The sequence below is a fragment of the Microvirga sp. 2MCAF38 genome (assembly GCF_052115485.1).
Classification (GTDB): Bacteria; Pseudomonadota; Alphaproteobacteria; order Rhizobiales; family Beijerinckiaceae; genus Microvirga.
Map to the genome: position 1 here is coordinate 209,475 of NZ_JBFRGU010000002.1, position 23,078 is coordinate 232,552.

Annotated in this window: 21 protein-coding genes; 19 read left to right on the plus strand and 2 right to left on the minus strand. The window is 61.1% G+C overall.

Going from position 1 to position 23,078, the window contains the following annotated elements; genetic code table 11:
* Window positions 1-47: 47 nt before the first annotated feature.
* The 14 genes from AB4072_RS05465 to AB4072_RS05530 all read left to right on the plus strand — a co-directional run bounded on the left by AB4072_RS05465 (window position 48) and on the right by AB4072_RS05530 (window position 13,954).
* A complete protein-coding gene (locus AB4072_RS05465) occupies window positions 48-2,327 on the plus strand; it encodes a hypothetical protein (protein ID WP_441966064.1) in 2,280 nt (759 codons plus the stop codon).
* Between the two features lie 218 nt (window positions 2,328-2,545).
* Entirely contained in the window at window positions 2,546-3,073 is a 528-nt protein-coding gene (locus AB4072_RS05470) for an Hsp20/alpha crystallin family protein (RefSeq protein WP_441966066.1), read from the plus strand.
* Between the two features lie 208 nt (window positions 3,074-3,281).
* The gene (locus tag AB4072_RS05475; protein WP_441966068.1) at window positions 3,282-3,596 is read left to right on the plus strand and encodes an FtsB family cell division protein; all 315 of its coding nucleotides are present in this window, start codon (window positions 3,282-3,284) and stop codon (window positions 3,594-3,596) included.
* 173 nt (window positions 3,597-3,769) lie between these two features.
* Complete coding sequence (pdhA, locus tag AB4072_RS05480) at window positions 3,770-4,831, plus strand: pyruvate dehydrogenase (acetyl-transferring) E1 component subunit alpha (protein ID WP_441966070.1); 1,062 nt, start codon at window positions 3,770-3,772, stop codon at window positions 4,829-4,831.
* A gap of 56 nt (window positions 4,832-4,887) precedes the next feature.
* A complete protein-coding gene (locus AB4072_RS05485) occupies window positions 4,888-6,303 on the plus strand; it encodes a pyruvate dehydrogenase complex E1 component subunit beta (RefSeq protein ID WP_441966072.1) in 1,416 nt (471 codons plus the stop codon).
* Between the two features lie 4 nt (window positions 6,304-6,307).
* Entirely contained in the window at window positions 6,308-6,604 is a 297-nt protein-coding gene (locus tag AB4072_RS05490) for a DUF5076 domain-containing protein (protein WP_441966073.1), read from the plus strand.
* 28 nt (window positions 6,605-6,632) lie between these two features.
* Window positions 6,633-7,982: a pyruvate dehydrogenase complex dihydrolipoamide acetyltransferase gene (locus AB4072_RS05495; protein ID WP_441966075.1), complete on the plus strand. Its 1,350-nt coding sequence runs from the start codon at window positions 6,633-6,635 to the stop codon at window positions 7,980-7,982.
* Window positions 7,983-8,178: 196 nt separating this feature from the next.
* A complete protein-coding gene (locus tag AB4072_RS05500; RefSeq protein ID WP_441966076.1) occupies window positions 8,179-8,601 on the plus strand; it encodes an endonuclease domain-containing protein in 423 nt (140 codons plus the stop codon).
* Window positions 8,602-10,038 (plus strand): dihydrolipoyl dehydrogenase, encoded by a 1,437-nt coding sequence (gene lpdA / locus AB4072_RS05505; protein ID WP_441966078.1) that lies wholly within the window; start codon window positions 8,602-8,604, stop codon window positions 10,036-10,038. It abuts the gene before it with no gap.
* Window positions 10,039-10,270: 232 nt separating this feature from the next.
* A complete protein-coding gene (locus AB4072_RS05510) occupies window positions 10,271-11,323 on the plus strand; it encodes an alpha/beta fold hydrolase (protein WP_441966545.1) in 1,053 nt (350 codons plus the stop codon).
* 225 nt (window positions 11,324-11,548) lie between these two features.
* Window positions 11,549-11,809 carry a GlsB/YeaQ/YmgE family stress response membrane protein gene (locus AB4072_RS05515; protein ID WP_441966079.1) on the plus strand — a complete coding sequence of 87 codons (261 nt, stop codon included), beginning with the start codon at window positions 11,549-11,551 and terminating at the stop codon, window positions 11,807-11,809.
* A 172-nt stretch (window positions 11,810-11,981) separates the two neighbouring features.
* Window positions 11,982-12,944 carry a lipoyl synthase gene (gene lipA, locus AB4072_RS05520; protein WP_441966547.1) on the plus strand — a complete coding sequence of 321 codons (963 nt, stop codon included), beginning with the start codon at window positions 11,982-11,984 and terminating at the stop codon, window positions 12,942-12,944.
* 6 nt (window positions 12,945-12,950) lie between these two features.
* Window positions 12,951-13,484, plus strand: a complete 534-nt coding sequence (locus tag AB4072_RS05525; protein WP_441966081.1) for a topology modulation protein — start codon at window positions 12,951-12,953, stop codon at window positions 13,482-13,484.
* A gap of 2 nt (window positions 13,485-13,486) precedes the next feature.
* A complete protein-coding gene (locus tag AB4072_RS05530; RefSeq protein ID WP_441966083.1) occupies window positions 13,487-13,954 on the plus strand; it encodes a type II toxin-antitoxin system RatA family toxin in 468 nt (155 codons plus the stop codon).
* On the opposite strand, the gene AB4072_RS05535 is transcribed toward AB4072_RS05530, so the two are convergent.
* Window positions 13,924-14,427 (minus strand): CinA family protein, encoded by a 504-nt coding sequence (locus AB4072_RS05535; RefSeq protein WP_441966084.1) that lies wholly within the window; start codon window positions 14,425-14,427, stop codon window positions 13,924-13,926. The two genes, AB4072_RS05530 and AB4072_RS05535, sit on opposite strands and share 31 nt — an antisense overlap.
* The gene (locus tag AB4072_RS05540) at window positions 14,424-15,623 is read right to left on the minus strand and encodes a bifunctional 2-C-methyl-D-erythritol 4-phosphate cytidylyltransferase/2-C-methyl-D-erythritol 2,4-cyclodiphosphate synthase (RefSeq protein ID WP_441966086.1); all 1,200 of its coding nucleotides are present in this window, start codon (window positions 15,621-15,623) and stop codon (window positions 14,424-14,426) included. The genes AB4072_RS05535 and AB4072_RS05540 overlap by 4 nt, the downstream gene beginning before the upstream one ends.
* A gap of 134 nt (window positions 15,624-15,757) precedes the next feature.
* On the opposite strand from AB4072_RS05540, the gene dusB reads away from it, so the two are divergent.
* The 5 genes from dusB to ntrX all read left to right on the plus strand — a co-directional run bounded on the left by dusB (window position 15,758) and on the right by ntrX (window position 23,048).
* A complete protein-coding gene (dusB, locus tag AB4072_RS05545) occupies window positions 15,758-16,774 on the plus strand; it encodes a tRNA dihydrouridine synthase DusB (RefSeq protein WP_441966087.1) in 1,017 nt (338 codons plus the stop codon).
* Window positions 16,774-17,871, plus strand: coding sequence for a two-component system sensor histidine kinase NtrB (locus tag AB4072_RS05550; RefSeq protein WP_441966548.1), 1,098 nt, complete (start codon window positions 16,774-16,776; stop codon window positions 17,869-17,871). The genes dusB and AB4072_RS05550 overlap by 1 nt, the downstream gene beginning before the upstream one ends.
* A 9-nt stretch (window positions 17,872-17,880) precedes the next feature.
* Window positions 17,881-19,338, plus strand: a complete 1,458-nt coding sequence (gene ntrC / locus AB4072_RS05555; protein WP_441966088.1) for a nitrogen regulation protein NR(I) — start codon at window positions 17,881-17,883, stop codon at window positions 19,336-19,338.
* Window positions 19,339-19,431: 93 nt separating this feature from the next.
* Window positions 19,432-21,681, plus strand: a complete 2,250-nt coding sequence (locus AB4072_RS05560; protein ID WP_441966090.1) for an ATP-binding protein — start codon at window positions 19,432-19,434, stop codon at window positions 21,679-21,681.
* On the plus strand, window positions 21,678-23,048 hold the full coding sequence (gene ntrX / locus AB4072_RS05565) for a nitrogen assimilation response regulator NtrX (protein ID WP_441966092.1): 1,371 nt from the start codon (window positions 21,678-21,680) through the stop codon (window positions 23,046-23,048). The genes AB4072_RS05560 and ntrX overlap by 4 nt, the downstream gene beginning before the upstream one ends.
* The last annotated feature ends 30 nt before the right edge of the window (window positions 23,049-23,078 follow it).

Here is a 23,078-nt window from a genome sequence, read left to right on the forward strand (position 1 = left end):
TACGCGGCAGAAGACGGTCGCGGAGCGCGAGCGTCGGGGATGTCGCCATGCTGCCGATTGATTTGCCGCAAGTTTCGCACGGGACCGTTCAGGAAACCTCTCCGAGTCTCGATCAGACTTTGACGCTGACAGGTCTCGAAGGAGACGCGGCGAGGAGCGCTGCCGGGCAGGCCGTTCATATCGATGTCGGGTCCAATGCGGTCATCAGCTCGGCAAGCGGGTTGGTGTCCTATATGTACATCGTCAATTATGGCTTCTCGAGCGGCGAGCATTTCGGCCTCGATTCTCTGTTCACCCGCGTGACCGCGACCGACGGGCTCAACAACCTCAGCGTCATATCGGTGGACGGGCACGTCATCGGCCAGGTGGCCGATTGGAGCGACCAATGGCAACTCACTTTCGAGTTCAATGACGAAGCGACACCCGAACGGGTCTCGCAGCTTCTCCACGCCTTGACGTATGTGAATTCGTCGGCTGATGCGAACAAAATCAGCCATTCCTTGATCACGGTCGAGATCGCCGGTCCGGACAATTCCAGTGTGAACGCCAGTGTTACCGTCATGACCGCGCCGGATGATCCCAACATCCTTACCGCGGGAATTGACGACCTCGTCGGCACCGCTGGCGATGACGTTTTCACCGCGGCGATGTTTGGCATCTCCAACGGAGATAAGATCGCGGGCGGCGAGGGTAACGATACGCTGCAGCTCTACGGTGAAAGCCCTTTCACGCTTCATTACGAACTGAATCGCCTGGCGACATTCTCCGGAATCGACACGATCTTCGGCAGCAATGGCGACGATGTCATCTGGTTCAAGGCTGGCCAACTGGCGGATACGCACCTGATCGATGGAAAGGGCGGCGGGAATTTACTTCGGTTGGCGGGAGCCGACATCAATCTCGTGGGAAAGACGATCCGCAATTTCACGAAGATCTCTGTGCTTGACGACAATGCGGTTATCACCGTCGACGATAGTCAGACGGCAAAACTTGTCCGTGGGAATGAGGCCGACAACGAAACCCTCGTCCTGACCAACGGCATACTCACCGCGGCAGAGCGCAACGCGCTTCATACGACGGGCCGTGTCGATATCATCGTCGCCAGAGAGACGGCCAATGGACCGCTCATCACCACGAGTCATCTGCCTCCGGCGATCGGCGCTCTCCATGACGACCATGTCAGGCTGACGGGCCAGGCGCCTGTGCGGCTCGACGCGAACCAAGATGCCGTCGTTACCGCAAATGGAAAGCTTACCTCTCTCTCAATCAGCGTCGTGGCAGGTGACCAGGACGATTTGCTCGGCATCGATGTTTCGGGCTCGGTCACATTGTCGAACGGCCTAGCGGTCGATAGCATCATCAGCGTTGCCGGAACCCAAGTTGGTATTATCAAGGCGGTCGATAGCTTGCAGATGTGGATTCAATTCCCCGCTTCGGACACGCCCGTCGCCGGAGTGCAGGAAATTCTCCGCTCATTGACATATTTTCATGCGAACGGCGCCATCACGGCGCCAAAGCAAATCAGCTTGTCTTTGGCTGACGAGACTTCCCGGGAGGCGACGATCACCGTGACCGTCGATCCCGGAGCGCCGGTTCCGCCGCCGGTCCCCGTTGCTCCGACCGCCATAGAGGCCACTGGCTCCAGCGTTGCCGAAGGCGCTGTTGCGGGAACGCCAGTCAGCGTCTTGAAAGCCATCGACGCGAATTCCGGCGACACCTTCACCTACAAGCTTCTCGACGATGCGGGCGGGCGGTTTGCTCTCAAGAGCGATGCTCTTGTTGTGGCCGACGGTCTGAAGCTCGATTTCGAGCAGGCGACGAGCCACAGCGTTACGGTGCGCGCCACGGACCAGACGGGGCGCTTCGTCGATCAGCGCCTCACCATCAAGGTCAGCGATATCGCGTCTGAGGACATCAAGGGCTCTGCCGGAAACGATATTTTCTTCGGCGGCGCGAACAGCGATAAATTCGCCGGTCGCGACGGCAAAGACATTCTCAATGGTGGCAAAGGCCGCGACATCTTCGTGTTCGACACCAAGCTGAACAAGAAGAACAACGTGGACAAGCTCGCTGATTTCAACCACCGCGACGACACCATCCATCTCGCCAAATCGGTGTTCTCCAAGATTGCCAAGAAGGGCGTTCTGGCGAAGTCCGCATTCTGGATCGGCGACAGCGCGCATGATGCGTCGGATCGGATCATCTACAACAAGAAGACCGGTGCGTTGTTCTACGATCAGGACGGCAACGGCGCGAAAGCGGCGGTGCAATTCGCGATCCTGCCCAAGAAACTCGCGCTGATGGCGAACGACTTTTTCGTGCTGTAAGGTTGCGCTGCGAGGGCCGGCGCCGCAGCGCTCCGATCTTTCTCTTCCACGCGGTCATGCCGTGCTTTTTTCGCGACGGCTGAGGTTGTGGATTTCGGGTTCTCGCTGACGCTCGCCCGAGGCCACGATTTCGGCGGGATTCCGAGAACCCGGCGGGCGGATGACGCGTTGAGACGTTGAACGCTTTTGTTGGCGTTGGACCCATCAAGGAGGAATCCATGGCACGCAATCCATTGTCTCCCTATGGCTTCGGCGGTTTGACGGAGTCGGGTTTCGGGCGTGATCCCTTCATGTCCATGAATCGGGAGATCAACCGCCTGTTCGACGACATGATGCGTGGCAGTGCGCTCCCCGCCACGGCGCCACAAAGCGCGGGGATGCTGATGCCGCAGATGGATGTCAGCGAGACAGAGAAGGAAGTGCGGGTTCGCGCCGAGCTTCCCGGCGTGGCCGAGAATGATATCGACGTCCGGCTCGACGACGGCGTGCTCACCATCCGTGCAGAGAAGAAGACTGAGATGAAGGAAGAGAAGGAGGATTACCACTTCGTGGAGCGCTCCTTCGGCACTTTCCAGCGCGCGCTGCGGCTGCCGTACGCGATCAATGTCGATGAGGTGAAGGCGAATTTCCAGAACGGCGTACTGACCGTGACCCTTCCGAAAGGCAAGGAAGAGGAGCGAACCCACCGTATCCAGGTGCAACCCGGCAACGGCCCCGGCGGTGCGAGCGGCCCATTCGGGGATTGAAACGCAGTTCCCCGTCATTCCGGGGCGCGCATAGCGCGAACCCGGAACCCATAGCCGCTAGTGTCGCCGGATAAAGCTCCTCCACCTTAGAGCGCCTTCTTGAACCACGTCGCGGTGATGGGTTCCGGGCTCCGCTTGCGCGGCCCCGGAATGACGAAGGGGACATGACCTAACGGCTTCTTAACCATGGGATTGTAGGAATCCTCCCATGGTTGTTCGTAGACGCGCCCGAAAGATCCTGATTCCGCTGATGCTCTACAGCATCTCCGCGGGTGTTGTGGGGTATTTCATGCACCACGCGCAGACAGGTGCACGCGGCGCACAGGCGCGCGAACAATACGAGGCTCTCGCCGCCGATCTCACGAAAGAGCTCAATGGCTTGAAGACCGAGCACGGCAACTGGGAACGCCGTATTGCGCTTCTCCGCAGCGACCAGATCGACCGTGATCTGCTCGAGGAGCGGGCGCGGGTCATGCTCGGACGTGTGCACCCCAATGATCTCGTCATCATCACCGGACCTTGAGCATATACCTCCAAATTTTCTGATTAACTGAAATTCGGTTGATTGATAAATTTATTTGCAATTTCAACCGGTTGCAATCTTTACCTTGTCGCATAAACTCTTTTTTAACCCTCTCGCTTTCCGCCTTGGCCTGCGATAGAACTTTCGTCTGAGGAAACCCTTCGGAGGACCCGATGGCTGTTGCTGCCCGAAAGGCGGGCCGCGCTGGTTCAAGCGCGGCTAACAAGTCCATTTCCAATAAGAGCGCGGCGCGAAAAGCCGCTCCCAATACACCGCAATTCAACAAGGATGAGGATCTGGCCGCCTATGGCGACATGCTCCTGATCCGCCGTTTCGAAGAGAAATCCGGCCAGATGTACGGCATGGGTCTCATCGGCGGTTTCTGCCACCTTTATATCGGGCAGGAAGCGGTGGTCGTCGGCATGCAGATGGCGACGAAGCCCGGCGATCAGGTGATCACCGGCTATCGCGATCACGGCCACATGCTGGCCTGCGGCATGGACGCCAAGGGCGTCATGGCGGAGTTGACCGGGCGTCGCGGCGGCTTGTCGAAAGGCAAGGGCGGCTCGATGCACATGTTCTCGAAAGAGAAGCACTTCTACGGCGGCCACGGTATCGTGGGCGCGCAGGTGTCTCTGGGAACCGGCATCGCGTTTGCGAACCATTATCGCGAAAACGGCAATGTGTGCCTCACCTATTTCGGCGACGGCGCAGCCAACCAGGGCCAGGTCTATGAGAGCTTCAACATGGCGCAGCTCTGGAAGCTGCCGGTTGTCTACGTGATCGAGAACAACCGTTACGCCATGGGCACGGCGGTGAGCCGCGCTTCGGCGCAGACCGATTTCTCGAAGCGCGGCGTGTCGTTCAACATCCCCGGCGAGCAGGTGGACGGCATGGATGTCCGCGCGGTCTACGCCGCCGGCCAGCGCGCCATCGAGCATGCACGCTCCGGCAAGGGACCGTACATTCTCGAAATGCAGACCTACCGCTATCGCGGCCACTCCATGTCCGACCCGGCGAAGTATCGCACGAAGGACGAGGTGACCCGCATGCGCGAGGAGCACGACCCCATCGAGCAGGTGCGCCGCCGTTTGCTGGAAAGCTGGAAGCTGTCGGAAGACGAGCTGAAGGTCATGGACGGCAAGGTGCGCGAGATCGTCAACGAGGCGGCCGAATTCGCCACGCACGATCCGGAACCGGATCCGTCAGAGCTTTACACCGACATTCTCCTCTAAGCGCGTTCGCGTTTTGAAGAATTCGCCGAAAGCATAACTGGAGAAACGAGTTTTCCATGGCGATCGATATTCTCATGCCCGCGCTCTCCCCGACGATGGAGCAGGGCAAATTGGCCAAATGGCTGAAAAAAGAAGGCGACAAGGTCAAGTCCGGCGACGTGCTGGCCGAGATCGAGACCGACAAGGCGACGATGGAAATCGAAGCCGTGGATGAAGGCGTTCTCGCCAAGATTCTCGTCGGTGACGGCACCGACAATGTGGCCGTGAACACTCCCATCGCGGTTCTGGCAGGCGAGGGCGAGGACGTTGCTTCCGCCGTCGCCAACGCGAAGATGCCGGATCTCGGGGTCGCTCCCGCCGCGCAGCCAGCGCCGACCCCCGATGCCCAGGCTGAAGGCATGGCGGCAAAACCGGCCGCCGTACCGGCCGCCGTACCGGCGCAGCCCGCGCGTGGCTACGATGCGGGCCTGGAAGTTCCGGCCGGCACCGAAATGACCAGCATGACTGTCCGCGAAGCGCTTCGCGACGCCATGGCGGAAGAGATGCGCCGCGATGGCAATGTCTTCGTCATGGGCGAAGAGGTCGCAGAATATCAGGGCGCCTATAAGGTTACGCAGGGCCTGTTGCAGGAATTCGGCGCGAAGCGTGTCGTCGATACGCCGATCACCGAGCACGGCTTTGCCGGTATCGGCGTCGGCGCGGCGTTCACGGGCCTTCGTCCCATTGTCGAGTTCATGACCTTCAACTTCGCCATGCAGGCGATCGACCAGATCATCAACTCGGCGGCCAAGACCCTCTACATGTCCGGCGGTCAGCTCGGCGCGCCCATCGTGTTCCGTGGTCCGAACGGTGCCGCGGCCCGCGTGGCGGCACAGCACAGCCAGGATTTCGCGGCGTGGTATTCCGCCATTCCGGGCCTCAAGGTCGTGGCGCCTTATTCCGCCGCTGACGCGAAGGGTCTGCTCAAGAGCGCCATCCGCGATCCGAACCCGATCGTCTTCCTCGAGAACGAGATCCTTTACGGTCAATCGTTCCCGGTGCCGGTGCTGGACGATTTCACGATCCCTATCGGCAAGGCGCGCATCCATCGCCAGGGCAAGGATGTGACCATCGTGTCCTTCGGCATGGGCATGACCTACGCCATCAAGGCCGCGCTGGAATTGGAGAAGGAAGGCATCGACGCAGAGATCGTCGACCTTCGCACCATCCGCCCGATGGATACGGAGACCATCGTCGCCTCGGTCATGAAGACGGGCCGCTGCATCACGGTGGAAGAGGGTTATCCGCAATCCGGCGTCGGTGCTGAGATCGTCGCGCGCATCATGGCGGAAGCCTTCGATTATCTCGATGCGCCGGTCCTTCGCGTCACGGGCAAGGACGTGCCCATGCCCTACGCCGCGAACCTCGAAAAGCTCGCTTTGCCGAATGTCGGCGAAGTGGTGCAGGCTGTGAAAGCGGTAACCTATCGGTGATCCAATGGCTGAACGGAAATTCGAAGCGCTGAACGTTCCTCCCGACGCCGTTGAAAAAGGCGGTGTCGAGATTCTCCGGGCTTCGGTGGTCGAGGGGGCGGTGAGCATCGCGCTGCGCCGCGCTTTCGACGATCCGTTTACCTGGGGCGTGCTCCTCGTGGACCTCGCCCGTCACGCCTCGCGCGTCTACGCCATGGAAACCGACCTCTCGGAGGAAGAGGCCATGGCGGAGATCACCGCTGGAATTCAGGCCGAGTTGGAGGATCCGTCCGATCCCGGCTCGACCCAATCGCTCAATTAACCCATCTCTGCTCAGGATCTAAAACGCCATGCCCATCAATATCCTGATGCCAGCCCTCTCGCCGACCATGGAAAAGGGCAACCTTGCCAAGTGGTTGAAGAAGGAAGGCGACACAATCAAGTCCGGCGACGTCATCGCCGAGATCGAGACCGACAAGGCCACCATGGAAGTCGAGGCCGTGGATGAAGGCGTCCTCGCCAAGATCGTGGTGCCGGAAGGCTCCGCCGACGTGCCCGTGAACCAGCTCATCGCGCTCATCGCAGGCGAGGGCGAGGATCCGAAATCCGTCGCGGCTTCCGGCGGCGCTGCCGCTCCAGCGGCTGCAGCTCCCGCGCCGAAGGCTGAAGCTCCTGCCGCCGCGCCTGCTCCTGCACCCCAGGCCGCTCCGAGCGCTCCGGCTCCCGCCGCGAAGCCGAACGGTCAAGCTGCCGGGCAGGGCGCGCGCGTGTTCGCTTCGCCGCTTGCCAAGCGCATTGCAAAGGACGCAGGCATCGATCTTGCCGCCGTTCAGGGCTCCGGCCCCCATGGCCGCATCGTCGAGAAGGACGTGCGCGCGGCCGTTGCCGGTGGTGGCGCGAAGCGCGCTCCTGCCGCTGCTCCCGCAGGCGCTCCCGCCGCCGCGCCGTTGGCTGCAAGCGCTTCCGCCGATCAGGTCAAGGCGATGTTCGAGCCGGGATCTTACGAGGAGATCCCCCTCGACGGCATGCGCAAGACTATCGCCAAGCGCCTCGTCGAGTCCAAGCAGACGGTGCCGCATTTCTATCTGGCGCTCGATTGCGAACTCGACGCGCTGATGGCCATGCGCGAGCAGATCAATTCGGCTGCGCCGAAGGATAAGGACGGCAAGCCCGCCTACAAGCTCTCGGTGAACGATTTCGTCATCAAGGCGCTCGCCATTGCGCTCCAGCGCGTGCCGAACGCCAACGCCGTGTGGGCGGATGACCGCATTCTTCGCTTCAAGCATTCGGATGTGGGCGTGGCGGTCGCTATCGAAGGCGGCTTGTTCACACCCATCATCCGCAAGGCGGACACGAAGACGCTCACCGCCATCTCCGCCGAGATGAAGGACCTCGCGGGCCGCGCCCGCAACCGTCGCCTGAAGCCGGAGGAATATACCGGTGGCACGACGGCGGTCTCCAACCTCGGCATGTTCGGCATCAAGGACTTCCAGGCCGTCATCAACCCGCCGCACGGCACGATTTTGGCCGTCGGCGCGGGCGAGCAGCGCGTTGTGGTGAAGAACAACGCTCCCGCTATCGTACAAGCCATGACCGTCACACTCTCCTGCGACCACCGCGTGGTCGACGGCGCATTGGGCGCGGAACTCTTGTCGGCGTTCAAGGGGCTGATCGAAAACCCGATGGGGATGCTTGTTTGAGAAACGCCACGCCTTTTCCCTCCCCCTTGCGGGGAGGGACCAAGGGTGGGGGTGGTTCGACGGGGTGAGAGCGTAAGGAGGCTCGGGCTGTATGGCTCCCTGTGCCTTCTTATCGGGAGACGCGAGTTCCGACTTTGCGACCCCCACCCCCAACCCCTCCCCGCAAGGGGGAGGGGAAACGAAGGCAGAAGTCGCGATGCCGTGGAATCGACCAGCCGCAAAACCTGTCTCGCCGCGTGCAGCACGCTACGCGAAGGATTTGCGCCGAACGCCGACGGAGCCGGAACAGCGGTTGTGGTGGCATCTGCGCCATCGCCTCCCGGTCACCGGCACGCATTTCAGGCGTCAGGTTCCTATCGGCTCCTACATCACGGATTTCTGCTGCCTCGGCGCTCGGCTCATCGTCGAGGTCGACGGTAACCAACACGGGGCGGACGAAGCGCAGGCTTACGACAAACGCCGCACGAACGATCTGGAGCGCGAGGGCTTCCACGTCCTGCGCTTCAGCAATGCCGAAATCATGCGCGACATGGATGTCGTGCTCGACACAATACATGCGGCGCTTGTCCGCACCATCCCTGACCCATCCTCGCAAGCGGGATGGGAGCCGGAGGCTTAAATGGCAGAACAATACGACATCATCGTCATCGGCGGCGGCCCAGGCGGCTACGTGGCCGCGATCCGCGCCGCGCAGCTTGGGTTCAAGACTGCGGTCGTGGAGCGCGAGCATCTCGGCGGCATCTGCTTGAACTGGGGCTGCATTCCGACCAAGGCGCTGCTGCGCTCGGCGGAAATCTATCACTACATGGAGAACGCCAAGGATTACGGGCTCGTGGCCGAGAAGATCGGCTTCGATGCGGCCGCTATCGTGCAACGTTCGCGCGGCGTGTCGGGCAAGCTCAACGGCGGCGTCGGCATGTTGTTGAAGAAGAACAAGGTCGATGTGATCTGGGGCGAGGCGACCATCTCTAAGCCTGGTGAGGTCGTCGTCGCCGCGCCGAAGAAGGCCGCCATGCAGCCGCAGCATCCCGCGCCGAAGGGCACGCTTCCGGCGGGTACTTACTCTGCTAAGAACATCATCGTTGCCACCGGCGCGCGTCCACGCGTGCTGCCGGGCATCGAGCCGGACGGCAAGCTGATCTGGACCTATTTTGAAGCGATGGTGCCGCCCACCATGCCGAAATCGGTTCTGGTGATGGGCTCCGGCGCCATCGGCATCGAATTCGCCTCGTTTTACCGCACCATGGGCGCGGACGTGACGGTGGTGGAAGTGCTGCCGCAGATCCTGCCTGTGGAAGATGCGGAGATCGCGGGCCTTGCCCGCAAGCGCTTCGAGAAGCAGGGCATCAAGATTTTGACCGGCGCGAAGGTGACGAAGGTCGCCAAGGGTGCGAACTCGATCACCGCCACCATCGATGACGGCAAGGGCACGCAGGACATCACCGCCGAGCGGATGATCTCTGCCGTCGGCGTCGTCGGCAACGTGGAAAATCTCGGCCTTGAAAAGCTCGGGCTGAAGATGGAGCGCGGCACCATCGTCACGGATGGCGTCGGCCGCACCAACGTTCCCGGCATCTTCGCCATCGGCGACGTGGCGGGTCCGCCCATGCTGGCGCATAAGGCCGAGCATGAGGGCGTGATCTGTGTGGAGGGCATCAAGGGCCTGCACCCGCACGCCATGGACAAGCTCAAGATCCCCGGCTGCACCTATTGCAACCCGCAGGTCGCTTCCGTCGGCCTCACGGAAGCCAAGGCCAAGGAAGCGGGCTACGACATCCGCGTCGGCCGGTTCCCCTTCGTCGGCAACGGCAAAGCGATTGCGCTTGGCGAGCCGGAAGGCCTCGTGAAGACGATCTTCGACAAGAAGACCGGCCAGCTTTTGGGCGCGCACCTGATCGGCGCGGAAGTCACCGAACTGATTCAGGGTTTCGTCATCGCCATGAACCTGGAGACGACGGAAGAGGACCTGATCCACGCGGTCTTCCCCCATCCGACGCTCTCCGAGACGATGCATGAGAGCGTGCTCGATGCGTATGGTCGCGTGATCCATATGTGATGCGACTCCCCCACGTCCACGCTCAACAATCATGCCCGGCTTCGTGCCGGGCATTTTCGTTTCACCCGCCATCGTCATGGCCGGTTTGATTTCGGAGCCCCTAGGGCGTGGATCTGGGGCAGCGCTCCCGCGTTGCCCTCAGGCCTACGGCGAGATCGCTGCGCGCAACGTGCGCATCGTTCTCCCACCTCAACGCGACAACATCGATTTTGAATCCAACGGGAGAGAGATGATGTCGGAGAAGATCAATCCTGACCGCCGCCGCTTCTTGGGTGCTGCGGCCATGGTCGTTGCCGCCGCCGAGCTTGGTGTAATCCCAACCGCGAACGCACAGGCCGGCAAGCTCAAGCCGATGCAACTGCCGACGATCAAGCGCGGAGCACACACGTCGTTCGGCTCACTGAAGCAGACCGACGCGGGCCTCCTGAATGTCGGATATGCTGAAGCTGGTCCCGCCGATGGCTCCGTAGTCATTCTTCTGCACGGCTGGCCGTATGACATTCATAGCTTTGTCGATGTCGCTCCGTTGCTGGCCTCAGCAGGCTACAGGGTGATCGTCCCGTATCTGCGCGGCTATGGCACGACACGCTTTCTTTCGGGTGAAACGGTCCGCAATGGCCAGCAATCGGCGCTCGCTGTCGATATCGTCGCCTTGATGGATGCTCTCAAAATCGAAAAGGCGACGCTCGCCGGTTTCGATTGGGGAGCGCGGACGGCCAATATCATCGCGGCGCTCTGGCCGGAGCGTTGCAATGGCCTCGTCTCCGTGAGCGGCTATCTGATCGGCAACCAGGAGGCCGGGAAGTTGCCCTTGCCGCCGAAAGCCGAACTCGAATGGTGGTATCAATTCTATTTTGCCACAGATCGCGGCCGGGCTGGCTACGACAAATACCGGCACGATTTCTCGAAGCTCATTTGGCGACTTGCTTCGCCGAAATGGAACTTCGACGATGCCACGTTCGATCGCACTGCAGCGTCCTTCGACAACCCGGATCATGTCGCCATCGTGATCCATAACTACCGCTGGCGACTCGCCCTGGCTGACGGCGAGCAGAGATATGACGATCTGGAAAAGCGGCTTGCCGCTGGCCCGGTCATCACCGTCCCCACCATTACCCTTGAAGGCGATGCGAACGGCGCACCGCACCCGGACCCGAGTTCCTACGCCAAAAAATTCTCGGGGAAATATGAGCACCGGCTCATCAAGGGCGGTGTCGGGCATAACCTGCCCCAGGAGGCGCCACAGGCTTTTGCCCAAGCTGTGGTGGACGTCGGCCGCCTTTGATCGACGGTTCGTGGGGTGGGCGCAACAAAACCGGCGGCCTGTCCGTTGACCCTTCAGACATTGGAGCATGACCGGGACCCGAATCCCGTTAGATCAAGCTCCGTTTTCTTTGGCTACGAGCCCCTGGACCGCCGAAGCCGGTTTTCCGGAAGGATTGCAGGAGCATGATCTTTCTCGTGAAGCGGCTTTCAGCTTCGCGGGATCATGCCGGGAAGGAGATGAAAAATGGGTGGGGTCGGCATTTTGATGATGCTTCTGATCGGCGTTCTGGCCGGTTGGATCGCGGAGAAATTCACGAAATCGAGCCATGGTCTGATCACCAACATGCTACTCGGCATCCTGGGCGCGTTCGTCGGCGGGTTTCTGGCCAATCTGGCCGGGATCGAGGTCAGCGGATTCTGGAGCGTTCTGATTGCCGCTATTTTCGGCGCTACCATCCTGATCGTGGTCTATCGCGCGGTCACAGGACGCCGCCCGTCCTACTGATCCATTCGCGGGACGAGGGCCGGCCATGCCAATGCGATTTCGCCATTTGCACGCGGGGCCCGAAACCCTTAAGTCACTGGGGTGGCGCATTTTCGCAGAACCGGGCACCGTTTTGCGGGGAAAAATGCGGCAAATCAAGACACTGCCCGATGTGCAAGAGGGTTTCGATTCCATGGCCGTCGTTCTCGATCTTCTGAACAGGGACAACCGCCCCCGCCATCCTGAGAAGGCGCACCGGCCGGACCAGCCTGTCCAGCAGCGCAAGCCCGACTGGATTCGCGTGAAGGCTCCCGGCTCGCCCAAATGGGCCGAGACGAACCGGATCGTGCGCGAGAACAAGCTCGTCACGGTCTGCGAAGAGGCCGGCTGCCCCAATATCGGCGAGTGTTGGGAGAAGAAGCACGCCACCTTCATGATCATGGGCGACACGTGCACCCGCGCTTGCGCCTTCTGCAACGTGAAGACGGGTATGCCGCAGGCGCTCGATCCGCATGAGCCCGAGAACGTGGCGAAGGCCGTCGAAAAGCTCGGCCTGGAGCACGTGGTCATCACCTCCGTCGACCGTGACGATCTCGATGACGGCGGCGCGCAGCATTTCGCGGATGTGATCCACGCCATTCGCGCCCGTTCGCCGAAGACCACGGTCGAAATCCTGACACCCGATTTCCTGCGCAAACCCGGCGCGTTGGAGGTCGTCGTCGCGGCGCGTCCCGACGTGTTCAACCACAATCTCGAAACCGTGCCCTCGAAATATCTCAAGGTTCGTCCCGGCGCGCGGTATTTCCACTCCATCCGCCTTTTGCAGCAGGTGAAGGAGCTGGATCCAACCATCTTCACCAAGTCGGGCATCATGGTCGGCCTCGGCGAGGAGCGGAACGAAGTGCTCCAGCTCATGGACGATCTGCGCTCGGCGGACGTGGATTTCATGACCATCGGCCAGTATCTCCAGCCCACGAAGAAGCACCATCAGGTGATCCGCTTCGTGGAGCCGAACGAGTTCAAAGCCTTCGAGACCACGGCCTATGCCAAGGGCTTCCTGCTCGTGTCCTCGACGCCGCTGACGCGCTCCTCGCACCACGCGGGCGACGACTTCGCGAAGCTGAAAGCGGCACGGCTTGCGAGGCTCGGGGCCTGATCCCGCATGCACCGCATCCTCGTCATAGGATCGCCGGGCGCCGGCAAGACGACCCTCGCTCTCCGCATGGCGGAACGGCTCGGCTTGCCCCTGACCCATCTCGACCGGGAATACTGGCGCCCCGGCTGGATCAAGCCTTTGAGCGACGAATGGGAGGCGCAGGCCGCCAGGCTGGCGGCTGAGCCATCTTGGATCATGGACGGCGAATATCTGGACGAGGCCGGGCTTCAGGTCGCGCGGGCGACCTCCATCGTGATGCTCGACAGACCGCGGGCCTTGTGCCTTTTCCGGGCGATCTGGCGCGTTGTCCTCAACTACCGGAAAGAGCGCCCGGATCTCGGCGAGGGCTGCCCGGAATATTTCAATCGGGATTATGTGACCTTCGTCCGCTTCATCTGGACTTATCCGAAGAAGATCCGCCCGAAGATGCTTGCGGTTTTGCGGTCCTTGCGGCCGGATCAAACCGGTTTCATTCTCAAATCGCAGGCGGAGATTCAGGCTTTCGAGGCCGATCTTCCGGCTGTTCTCAAGGCCGCTTGACCATGCCGTCCTTCCGCAGCATTCAACCGGTGAAGCACACGCCGATGCAGATGTTCGACCTCGTGGCGGACGTGGAGCGTTATCCGGAATTCCTGCCGCTTTGCGAGTCGCTGCGCATCATCCGCAAAAGCCAGAGTGGGGAGGGTATCGAGACCCTCGTGGCCTCCATGGGCGTCGGCTACAAGGCAATCAAGGAAACCTTCACCACCCGCGTCACCCTCGACCAGCCACGCCTGCGCATTCAGGTCGAATATGTGGACGGGCCGTTCAAGTATCTCGAAAACCGCTGGAGCTTCAAGGAAACTCCGACCGGTTGCGATATCGAGTTCTACATCGTCTACGAGTTCAAGAGCTTTGCGCTGGGCATGCTCATGGGCGCCATGTTCGACAAGGCGTTCCACAAATTCTCGGACGCCTTCGAAAAGCGCGCGGATATTGTCTACGGCAAGCCGTCCGTCGCGAGCGCCTGAGCCAGCAGTTCGAGAGCATCCTCGACCGCCGATTGCCTCACCATCTGCCGCCCGAGGTCGCCATAGCGCCGCTCGAGCGTGATCGTCGAGCGGCCTTTTACGCTCAGCCCGAAATGCACGAGCCCGACCGGCTTTTCCGCCGAGCCCCCGCCGGGGCCCGCAACACCGGTAATCCCTACCGTCACATCTGCACGGGAATGAGACAGCGCACCTTCCGCCATGGCCTGGGCGACCGGCTCACTTACCGCGCCATAAGCGGCGATCAGGTCCATCGGAACGCCGATCATCTCGTTCTTTGCTTCGTTGGAATAAGTCACGAAGCCGCGTTCGACGACTGCTGATGATCCGGCGATGTCGGTGAGAAGGCCGATTACGAGGCCGCCGGTGCACGATTCCGCCATGGCGATCTTCCATCCCCGCGTCGCATAGGCCTGAAGCAGGTCGGCAGCGCGGTTTCGAAGGGCAGGGGTCATGATGCGCTCTCCTCGGGCAGGCGGATCGTCGCGGCGGCCTGCGCCGCAATGCCTTCTCCTCGTCCGGTGAAGCCGAGCTTCTCCGTCGTCGTGGCCTTCAGCGACACGCCGCCGATCCCGATCCCGGCGATCTCCGCAATCCGCCGGCGCATGGCTTCGCGATGCGGCCCAAGGCGGGGCGCTTCGCAAAGCAGCGTCACGTCGAGATGATCGACAATGCCGCCCCGGCCGCGAACCCGAGCCACCGCATCGGCCAGGAACCGATCCGACGATGCTCCCTTCCATTGTGGATCGCTCGGCGGGAAATGCACGCCGATATCCCCATCCGCCAAGGCGCCGAGAATGGCGTCGGTCAGGGCGTGCAGGATTACATCACCATCCGAGTGGGCGACGACGCCACGGCTATGCGGGACCTTGATGCCGCCGAGCCAGACATGGTCCCCGTCGCCGAAGACATGAACGTCAAAGCCCGTACCGAGTTTCGTCAGATAGGTCATGGGCGTGCCTTTCAACCGTCTTTCCGCTTCCGCGAAATCATTGGAATGCGTCAGCTTCACATTGGTCGGATCCCCTTCGAACACGTGAACGGGAAAGCCCGCCCATTCCATCAAGCCGCCATCATCGGTGAAGGTGAGCGACTCGGCGGCGAGCGCCTTGCGATGGGAGTCCAGTAAGGGAGCGAACTGAAAGGCCTGAGGCGTCTGCACGGCGCGAAGGTTTGCCCGATCAGGCGTCGCGACGACCTCGCCGCTCTTACCCACGAGCTTGATTGTGTCGGTGACTGCAAGACCCGGAACGGCCGCCCCGGTTCTATCGGCCGCCTCGATCGCTCTGTCGATCAGTGCTTGATCGACGAAGGGCCGGGCCGCATCGTGAACCAGCACGATCGTCGGTTTGAGAGACGATAAGGCTTCGAGGCCATTCAGGACCGATTGCTGCCGTGCCTCTCCGCCTTCCGCCGCTTGAATGAGCTTGGCTTTCAGATCGCCGGGGATTTGGCCCAGGCTGTCATCGTAGAGTTGCTCATCGCGGCCATCTATCACCACCGCCACACGATCGATCTTAGGATGACTTAAGAATGCGGTGAGTGTTCTTTCCAGAACGGTGCGCCCGGCGAGAGGGCGGTATTGCTTCGGAAGGCCGTCTCCGGCCCGAAGTCCACGTCCTGCAGCAACGATGAGAGCGACAATGGTCATGAAATTGCGATCCAGGCGAGAGGCGATGTCCTACGCGGCACTGTCGGCTAAAGCAAACCCTCACATCCTCGCAGCGTGAAAACGCATGGTGAAGGACTTGCACAGACGATAGATTTGGTTATTTACTAGGCACAATGAAAATTGATCAAAAAATAGGCGACGGCTTCCGAATCGGACCGGTCGAGATCGGCGTGAGCGCTGTTCTCGCACCGCTTTCCGGCGTGACAGATGTCGCGTTCAGACGGATTGCCAAGCGCCTTGGTGCCGGCCTGGTGATTTCCGAGATGGTCGCCTCAGACGAGTTGGTTCAGGGCTCCTCGGAGGCCGTTTTGCGCGCCGAGGGATCCGATATCGATCCTCATGTCGTCCAGCTTGCCGGATGCGACCCTCGCTGGATGGCGGAGGCCGTGCGCGTCGCCGAAGGGGCGGGAGCCCGTATCATCGACATCAACATGGGCTGCCCAGCCAAGCGCGTGATCGGCGGCTATGCCGGTTCGGCGCTCATGCGCGATCTCGATCACGCCTGCCGATTGATCGAGGCGAGCGTTCTTGCCGCGAATGTCCCGGTGACCGTCAAGATGCGCCTCGGATGGGATCATCAGACCCTAAACGCGCCTGAACTTGCGAAGCGCGCCGAAACTCTCGGCGTCAGCGCGGTGACAGTCCACGGGCGGACGCGGCAGCAATTCTACAAGGGTCAGGCGGATTGGCAGGCCATCGCTCGTGTGGTCGAGGCCGTCCGCATCCCGGTCATTGCCAATGGGGATATCGGGTCTCTCGACGATGCGCGCCACTGTCTTTCTGCCTCGCATGCGTCCGCGGTGATGATAGGGCGCTCGGCTGTCGGCCGCCCCTGGCTGGTCGGTCAAATCGGTGCCGCGCTGCAGGGGCGCTTTATTCCTGACCCTGAGCCCGAAATCATGGCCGATATCGCAATCGAGCATTACGAGGGCTTGCTGACGCTTTATGGACGCGATGTCGGCATCCGCCATGCGCGCAAGCATCTGGCCGGTTATGCGGAGGTCGCAGCCGATTCAGGATTCGATGTCGATCCGGCCTTGCGTCTTTCCCTCGTGACAAGTGAAACGCCTGAGACGGTCACGTCACTGTTGCGTCAGGTTTACGCTCGCCCGAACCGGAAGGCGGCGTGATGGGAAACGCCAACGACCTCATCATGAACGCGCTTCCGCTCCCGGTGTTGACCATCGGCAACGAGGGCACGGTTCTTCACGCCAATTCGGCGGCGGAGGTCTTCTTCGAGATGAGCCTGCGCGTGATGCAGCGACAACGGCTCAATGATTTCGTCCCTTACGGCTCGCCCATTCTCGCCTTGATAGAGGATGTGCGGAAGCGTGGGGCCGGCGTCAACGAACATCGGATCGACATAGGCTCTCCCCGTATCGGCACCGAGCGGATTGTCGATGTTTTCGCAACGCCGCTTGGCGATCAGAGCGATAGCGTCGTGATCATGCTGCAGGAGCGCACCATTGCCGAAAAAATGGACCGGCAATTGACCCATCGCGGAGCGGCCCGGTCGATCACGGCTCTCGGAGCCATGCTCGCTCACGAGATCAAAAATCCGCTCTCGGGCATTCGCGGCGCGGCGCAGTTGCTGGAACAATCGGCGGACGAGGATGACCGCCTCCTGACACGCCTGATCTGCGACGAAACCGATCGGATCGTAAAACTCGTGGAGCGCATGGAGCTTTTCGGGGAGGAGCGGCCTATCGAGCGCGGCCCCGTCAACGTTCACGGAGTACTCGACCATGTGAAGCGGCTCGCGCAGACGGGCTTTGCGCGCCACATCCGCTTCGCCGAGAGTTACGATCCGTCGTTACCGCCGGTGTTGGGTAATCGCGATCAGCTCGTTCAGGTGATTCTGAATCTCATCAAGAACGCGGCTGAAGCCATCGGCGTCGACAGCCCGGATGGTGAGATCATACTCGGCACCGCCTTTCGCACCGGCGTCCGGCTGCAAGTGCCCGGGTCGCGTGAACGCGTCAGCCTGCCCATCGAGGTGAGCATCCGTGACAATGGGCCGGGCATCCCATCGGATCTGGTGGCCGACCTCTTCGATCCGTTTGTGACCACGAAGGCGCAGGGGAGCGGACTTGGGCTTGCCCTTGCCGCCAAAATCGTCGGCGATCATGGCGGGATCATCGAGTGCGATCCTGCGCCCCGCCGCACTACTTTTCGAATTCTACTGCCGATGCACCGCGCCGACGATGGCCGTGGATCGGATCATTGAGGACCGAACATGCCAAGCGGACACATTCTTCTCGCTGACGACGACGCCGCCATCCGGACGGTCTTGAATCAAGCATTGTCGCGGGCCGGCTACGAGGTTCGCTCGACCAGCAACGCGGCAACGCTCTGGAGGTGGGTCACGCAAGGCGAGGGCGATCTCGTCATCACCGATGTGGTGATGCCCGACGAGAATGCTTTCGATCTGCTGCCTCGCATCAAGAAGTTGCGCCCGGACCTGCCGATCATCGTCATGAGCGCGCAGAATACCTTCATGACGGCGATCAAGGCTTCGGAGCGAGGCGCTTACGAGTATCTGCCGAAGCCCTTCGATCTGAAGGAGCTTGTCGCTGTCGTCGGGCGCGCGCTTTCGCGCCCGCGCGCGCTCTCCAGCGCAAAGCCAGCTGCCGACAACGAGGATATCCCGCTTGTCGGCCGCTCAGCCGCCATGCAGGAGATCTATCGCGCGCTCGCGCGCCTCATGCCGACGGATCTGACCGTGATGATCACGGGCGAATCCGGAACCGGCAAGGAACTTGTCGCTCGCGCCCTGCACGATTACGGCAAGCGTCGACAAGGCCCCTTCGTGGCCGTCAACATGGCCGCGATCCCGCGGGAACTGATCGAATCCGAACTCTTTGGGCATGAGAAGGGTGCATTCACTGGCGCGACCTCCCGCAATACGGGCCGCTTCGAACAGGCCGAGGGCGGGACGCTCTTTCTCGATGAGATCGGCGACATGCCGATGGAGGCGCAGACCCGGCTTTTGCGTGTCCTCCAACAGGGCGAGTACACGACAGTCGGTGGCCGCGTGCCGATCAAGACCAATGTCCGGATCGTCGCCGCGACCAACAAGGACCTGCGCGTTCTGATCCAGCAGGGGCTTTTCCGCGAAGATCTTTTCTTCCGCCTCAACGTCGTGCCGCTGCGGCTTCCGCCGTTACGGGAGCGCGTCGAGGATTTGCCGGACCTAGCCCGGCACTTTTTCGGTCTTGTTGAAAAGGAGGGCTTGTCTCGCAAGCAACTCGATGTCGAGGCCATGGATCGCCTGAAGCGATATCGTTGGCCCGGCAACGTGCGTGAACTTGAAAACCTGGTCCGTCGGTTGGCTGCGCTCTATCCGCAGGACACGATTACCGGGGCGATCATCGATGCCGAGCTTGATTCCAGGACACCTCTCCCGTCACAACCCAGTTCCGGCAAGGTAGCATCCAAAACCGACGCCGAGCCGCTTGCCGACGCCGTGGAGCGGCATCTCTCCGAGTATTTTTCCAACTTCAAGGATACACTTCCACCTCCCGGACTATACCACCGAATCTTGCGGGAGATCGAAGGTCCTTTGATCGGCGCGGCCCTGGCCGCGACCCGTGGAAACCAGATCCGGGCAGCCGAATTGTTGGGGGTCAACCGCAACACTTTGCGCAAAAAAGTCCGCGATCTTGAATTGCAGGTCATCAAGAGTGGTCGATAACGAGCTGTAATAATTTGACCACAGTGTTGTGTTGGTGCATCACCGCAGCAGTTGGGGGCGAGGATTGCACCTGACAACGTGGGATCGCCCGTTTTGACCAGCCTTGACACACAAGCGCAACGCCATATCGCCGAGATCGGCCATCAGGGACCCGGTTGGCTTGGACCGATTGCGGTTCTGGCGGCTCTGACCTCCGCACTGACGACATTTCTCGTTTTGGCAGGCCTTACGCCCATTCTTCCGACTCATGACGTCGTCATCTGGGTGTTCATCCTCAACGGCGCGCTGATTCTGGTCCTGCTCGGGGTCGTCGCATGGCAAGCCAAGAAGTTGATGCGGGAGCGCAGGGCGGGAACTGCTGCTGCCGGCCTTCACGTGCGCATCGTCGGCCTGTTCAGCCTTGTGGCGGTTCTCCCGGCGATCTTGGTTGCCGTGGTGGCGACGGTGACCCTGGAACGGGGCCTCGACCCTTGGTTCACAGGTTCGATCAAGGACTTGATGACCAACACAGTTGAAATTGCCCGGGCCTACCGGGAAAACCAGTGCCGATCCCTCGCGCGTGAGACGCAGTTGATGGCGGCGGATCTCAATCGTGCAAAGGTACTCTACGATGCCGACCGCAAGGTCTTTCACGACTTCTTGAATTCGCGCGCGCTCTTTCTCGGCTTCCCGCTAACGATGATTTTGGAGCCGGACGGGAAGGTCGTCGAGAAGATCGAACCGCGTCCCATTGAGGGCGGCGTGCCGCAGCCTGCTCCTGCCGATCTCGAAGATGCCAACGAGAACGAGGCGCTGTGCCTGTTCCCCAGAACAGGGAACGTGTTTCGCGCGCTGCTGAAGCTGCAGGCTCACGACGGCAAAATTCTCTATGTTGCCCGTGAGGTCGATCCCCGTGCGGTCGAGTTCCCTCAGGTCGCGGAGGCGGGTGTCGCGATTTATGAAGCGCTGGAACAGAAGAAGGTCGGCATTCAGGTTGCCTTCGCGTCGATGTTTACGCTCATTGCGCTGATCGTTCTCTTGTCGGCGATCTGGTTCGGCCTCAATTTCGCAAACAAGCTCGTGGCTCCGATCCGGCGCCTGATCTATGCGACCGATCAAGTTGCGACCGGCAATTTTTACGTTCAGGTTCCGGTCAGGAGCGGCGAGGGCGATCTCGCCCATCTCGGTGAAACCTTCAACAAGATGACATCGGAGCTTCGTCATCAGCATGACGGTCTTACCGCCGCCAGCGAGTTGATAGACCGCCGCCGCCTCTTCACAGAGGCCGTGCTGGCCGGGGTCTCCGCAGGCGTGATCGGCATCGATGCTCAGAACAATATCACCATTGTTAATCCATCGACCGAAGCGCTGCTTGCGACGACTAGCGACGACCTGCTGGGGCGTTCGATCGGTGCGGTTCTCCCGGAGGTCCTCAACCTCGTCGAGGAGATGAGAAGTTCTCGACAACGTATTCTGCAAAAACAGATTTTGATTTCGCGGAGAGGAAAAGAGCGGACTTTGAACGTTCGCATGGCAAGCGAGCAAGCACGCAGTGAGGCGCGGGATCTGGTCATTACCCTTGACGACATCACCGATCTCGTGACCGCGCAGCGAACCTCCGCATGGGCGGATGTCGCCCGCCGCATTGCTCACGAAATCAAGAATCCGCTGACCCCGATCCAACTATCGGCAGAGCGCATCCGCCGGAAATACGGAAAGGTCATAACGACCGATCGGGAGGTTTTCGACCAATGCACGGATACCATTGTCAGGCAGGTCGACGACATCAAGCGCATGGTCGATGAGTTCTCATCCTTCGCGCGGATGCCGAAGCCCAAGATCGGCGACGAGGATCTCAACGAGACGATCCGTCAGGTCGTCTTCATGATGCGTATCGCGCATACCGATATCCAGTTCGCCGATCAACTGCCCCATCACCCGGTGGTGGTTCCCATCGACCGCAGGCTTCTGTCCCAGGCGATAACGAATATCGTGAAAAACGCCACGGAAGCCATTGCCGCCGTGCCGGAGGAAGAGCGCGGGCAGGGCCAGATCGCCGTGTCGCTCGACGACCGGAACCCCGAATTTCTGATCATCGAAATTACCGACAACGGCAAGGGCTTCCCCGTCGAGGGACGGCAGCGGTTGTTGGAGCCTTACATGACGACGCGCGAAGGCGGGACGGGCCTTGGGCTGCCGATCGTCAGCAAGATTTTGGAAGACCACGGCGGTGGTATGGAACTCGTCGACAACCCTGCGGGACGTGGGGGACGTGTTCGGATGTGGATTCCGAAGGCGGGATTGGCCGCCCCGGCCAAATCCGACATCGCTGCAGACCGTGAAACGAATAGAGCGAGCTCATGAGCGCCGATATCCTTATTGTTGACGATGAAACCGATATTCGCGAACTGGTCGCAGGCATCCTGGAGGATGAGGGACATCGGACGCGCACGGCCGGCTCGTCCGACGATGCACTTACCGCGATTGAAGCCCGGCGGCCGCATCTGGTCTTTCTCGATATCTGGCTTCAAGGAAGCCGGCTCGATGGATTGCAAGTGCTCGATCTGATCAAGGCGCAGCATCCCGATTTGCCGGTGGTCATGATCTCGGGGCACGGCAACATCGAAACTGCCGTTTCGGCGATCAAGGCCGGTGCTTATGATTTCATCGAGAAGCCGTTCAAGGCCGATCGTCTCGTGCTCGTGGCTGAGAGAGCGCTCGAAGCGTCCCGTCTCAAGCGCGAGGTGCGCGATCTTCGAGCCCGGTCCATTCAGGCGGACCGCATGGCGGGCAAGTCGATTGCGATCAATCAGCTCCGACAGGCCATCGAGCGCGCCGCGCCGACGAATGCCCGCATTATGGTCACCGGGGCGCCCGGTTCGGGCAAGGAACTTGCGGCGAGGACGGTGCACTCATTGTCGACCCGCGCGAATGGTGCCTTCGTGATTCTGCCGGCTGCAACCATTACGCCCGAGAACATGGAGGCCGAGCTTTTCGGCGTCGAAACCGGCGATGGGCGCGCGCGTCGCGTGGGAGCTTTGGAAGAGGCTCATGGCGGGACGCTTTATATCGACGAGATCGCCGATATGCCGCGTGAAACCCAGAGTCGGATCCTCCGCGTTCTCGTGGACCAGAATTTCCAGAGAGTCGGCGGCACGACACGGGTTCATGTGGACGTTCGCATCATCTCCTCGTCGAGCCGTGATCTTGGCGCAGAGATCGCAGCCGGACGGTTCCGCGAAGACCTCTTCCACCGCCTCGGCGTAATCCCGATCCGGGTTCCCTCCCTGGCTGAGCACAGGGAGGATGTGCCAGAACTGATCGAATTCTTCATGGACCAGATCTCTGCCGCGACCGGCTTGCCGAAGCGCGATATCGCCGAGGACGCCATGGCCGTTCTGCAGTCTCATGACTGGCCGGGGAATGTTCGGCAACTCCGCAACAATGTCGAACGCCTGATGATCCTGACGACGGGAGAACCAGACGCGGCCGTCACTGCCGATATGCTCCCCTCCGAGCTCGGAGCGCTCGTTCCCACAACCCCAGCGGGATCGGGAGGCGAGAAGCTGATGAGCCTGCCCTTGCGGGATGCGCGCGAAATCTTCGAGCGAGAGTACCTCCTGGCCCAGATTGCTCGGTTCAGTGGTAATATTTCGCGAACGGCCGAATTTATCGGCATGGAAAGGTCCGCCCTGCACCGCAAGCTCAAATCCTTGGGTATCGGTGGTTGATGCGAGGACCGGTGATCCACGGAAAAAAGG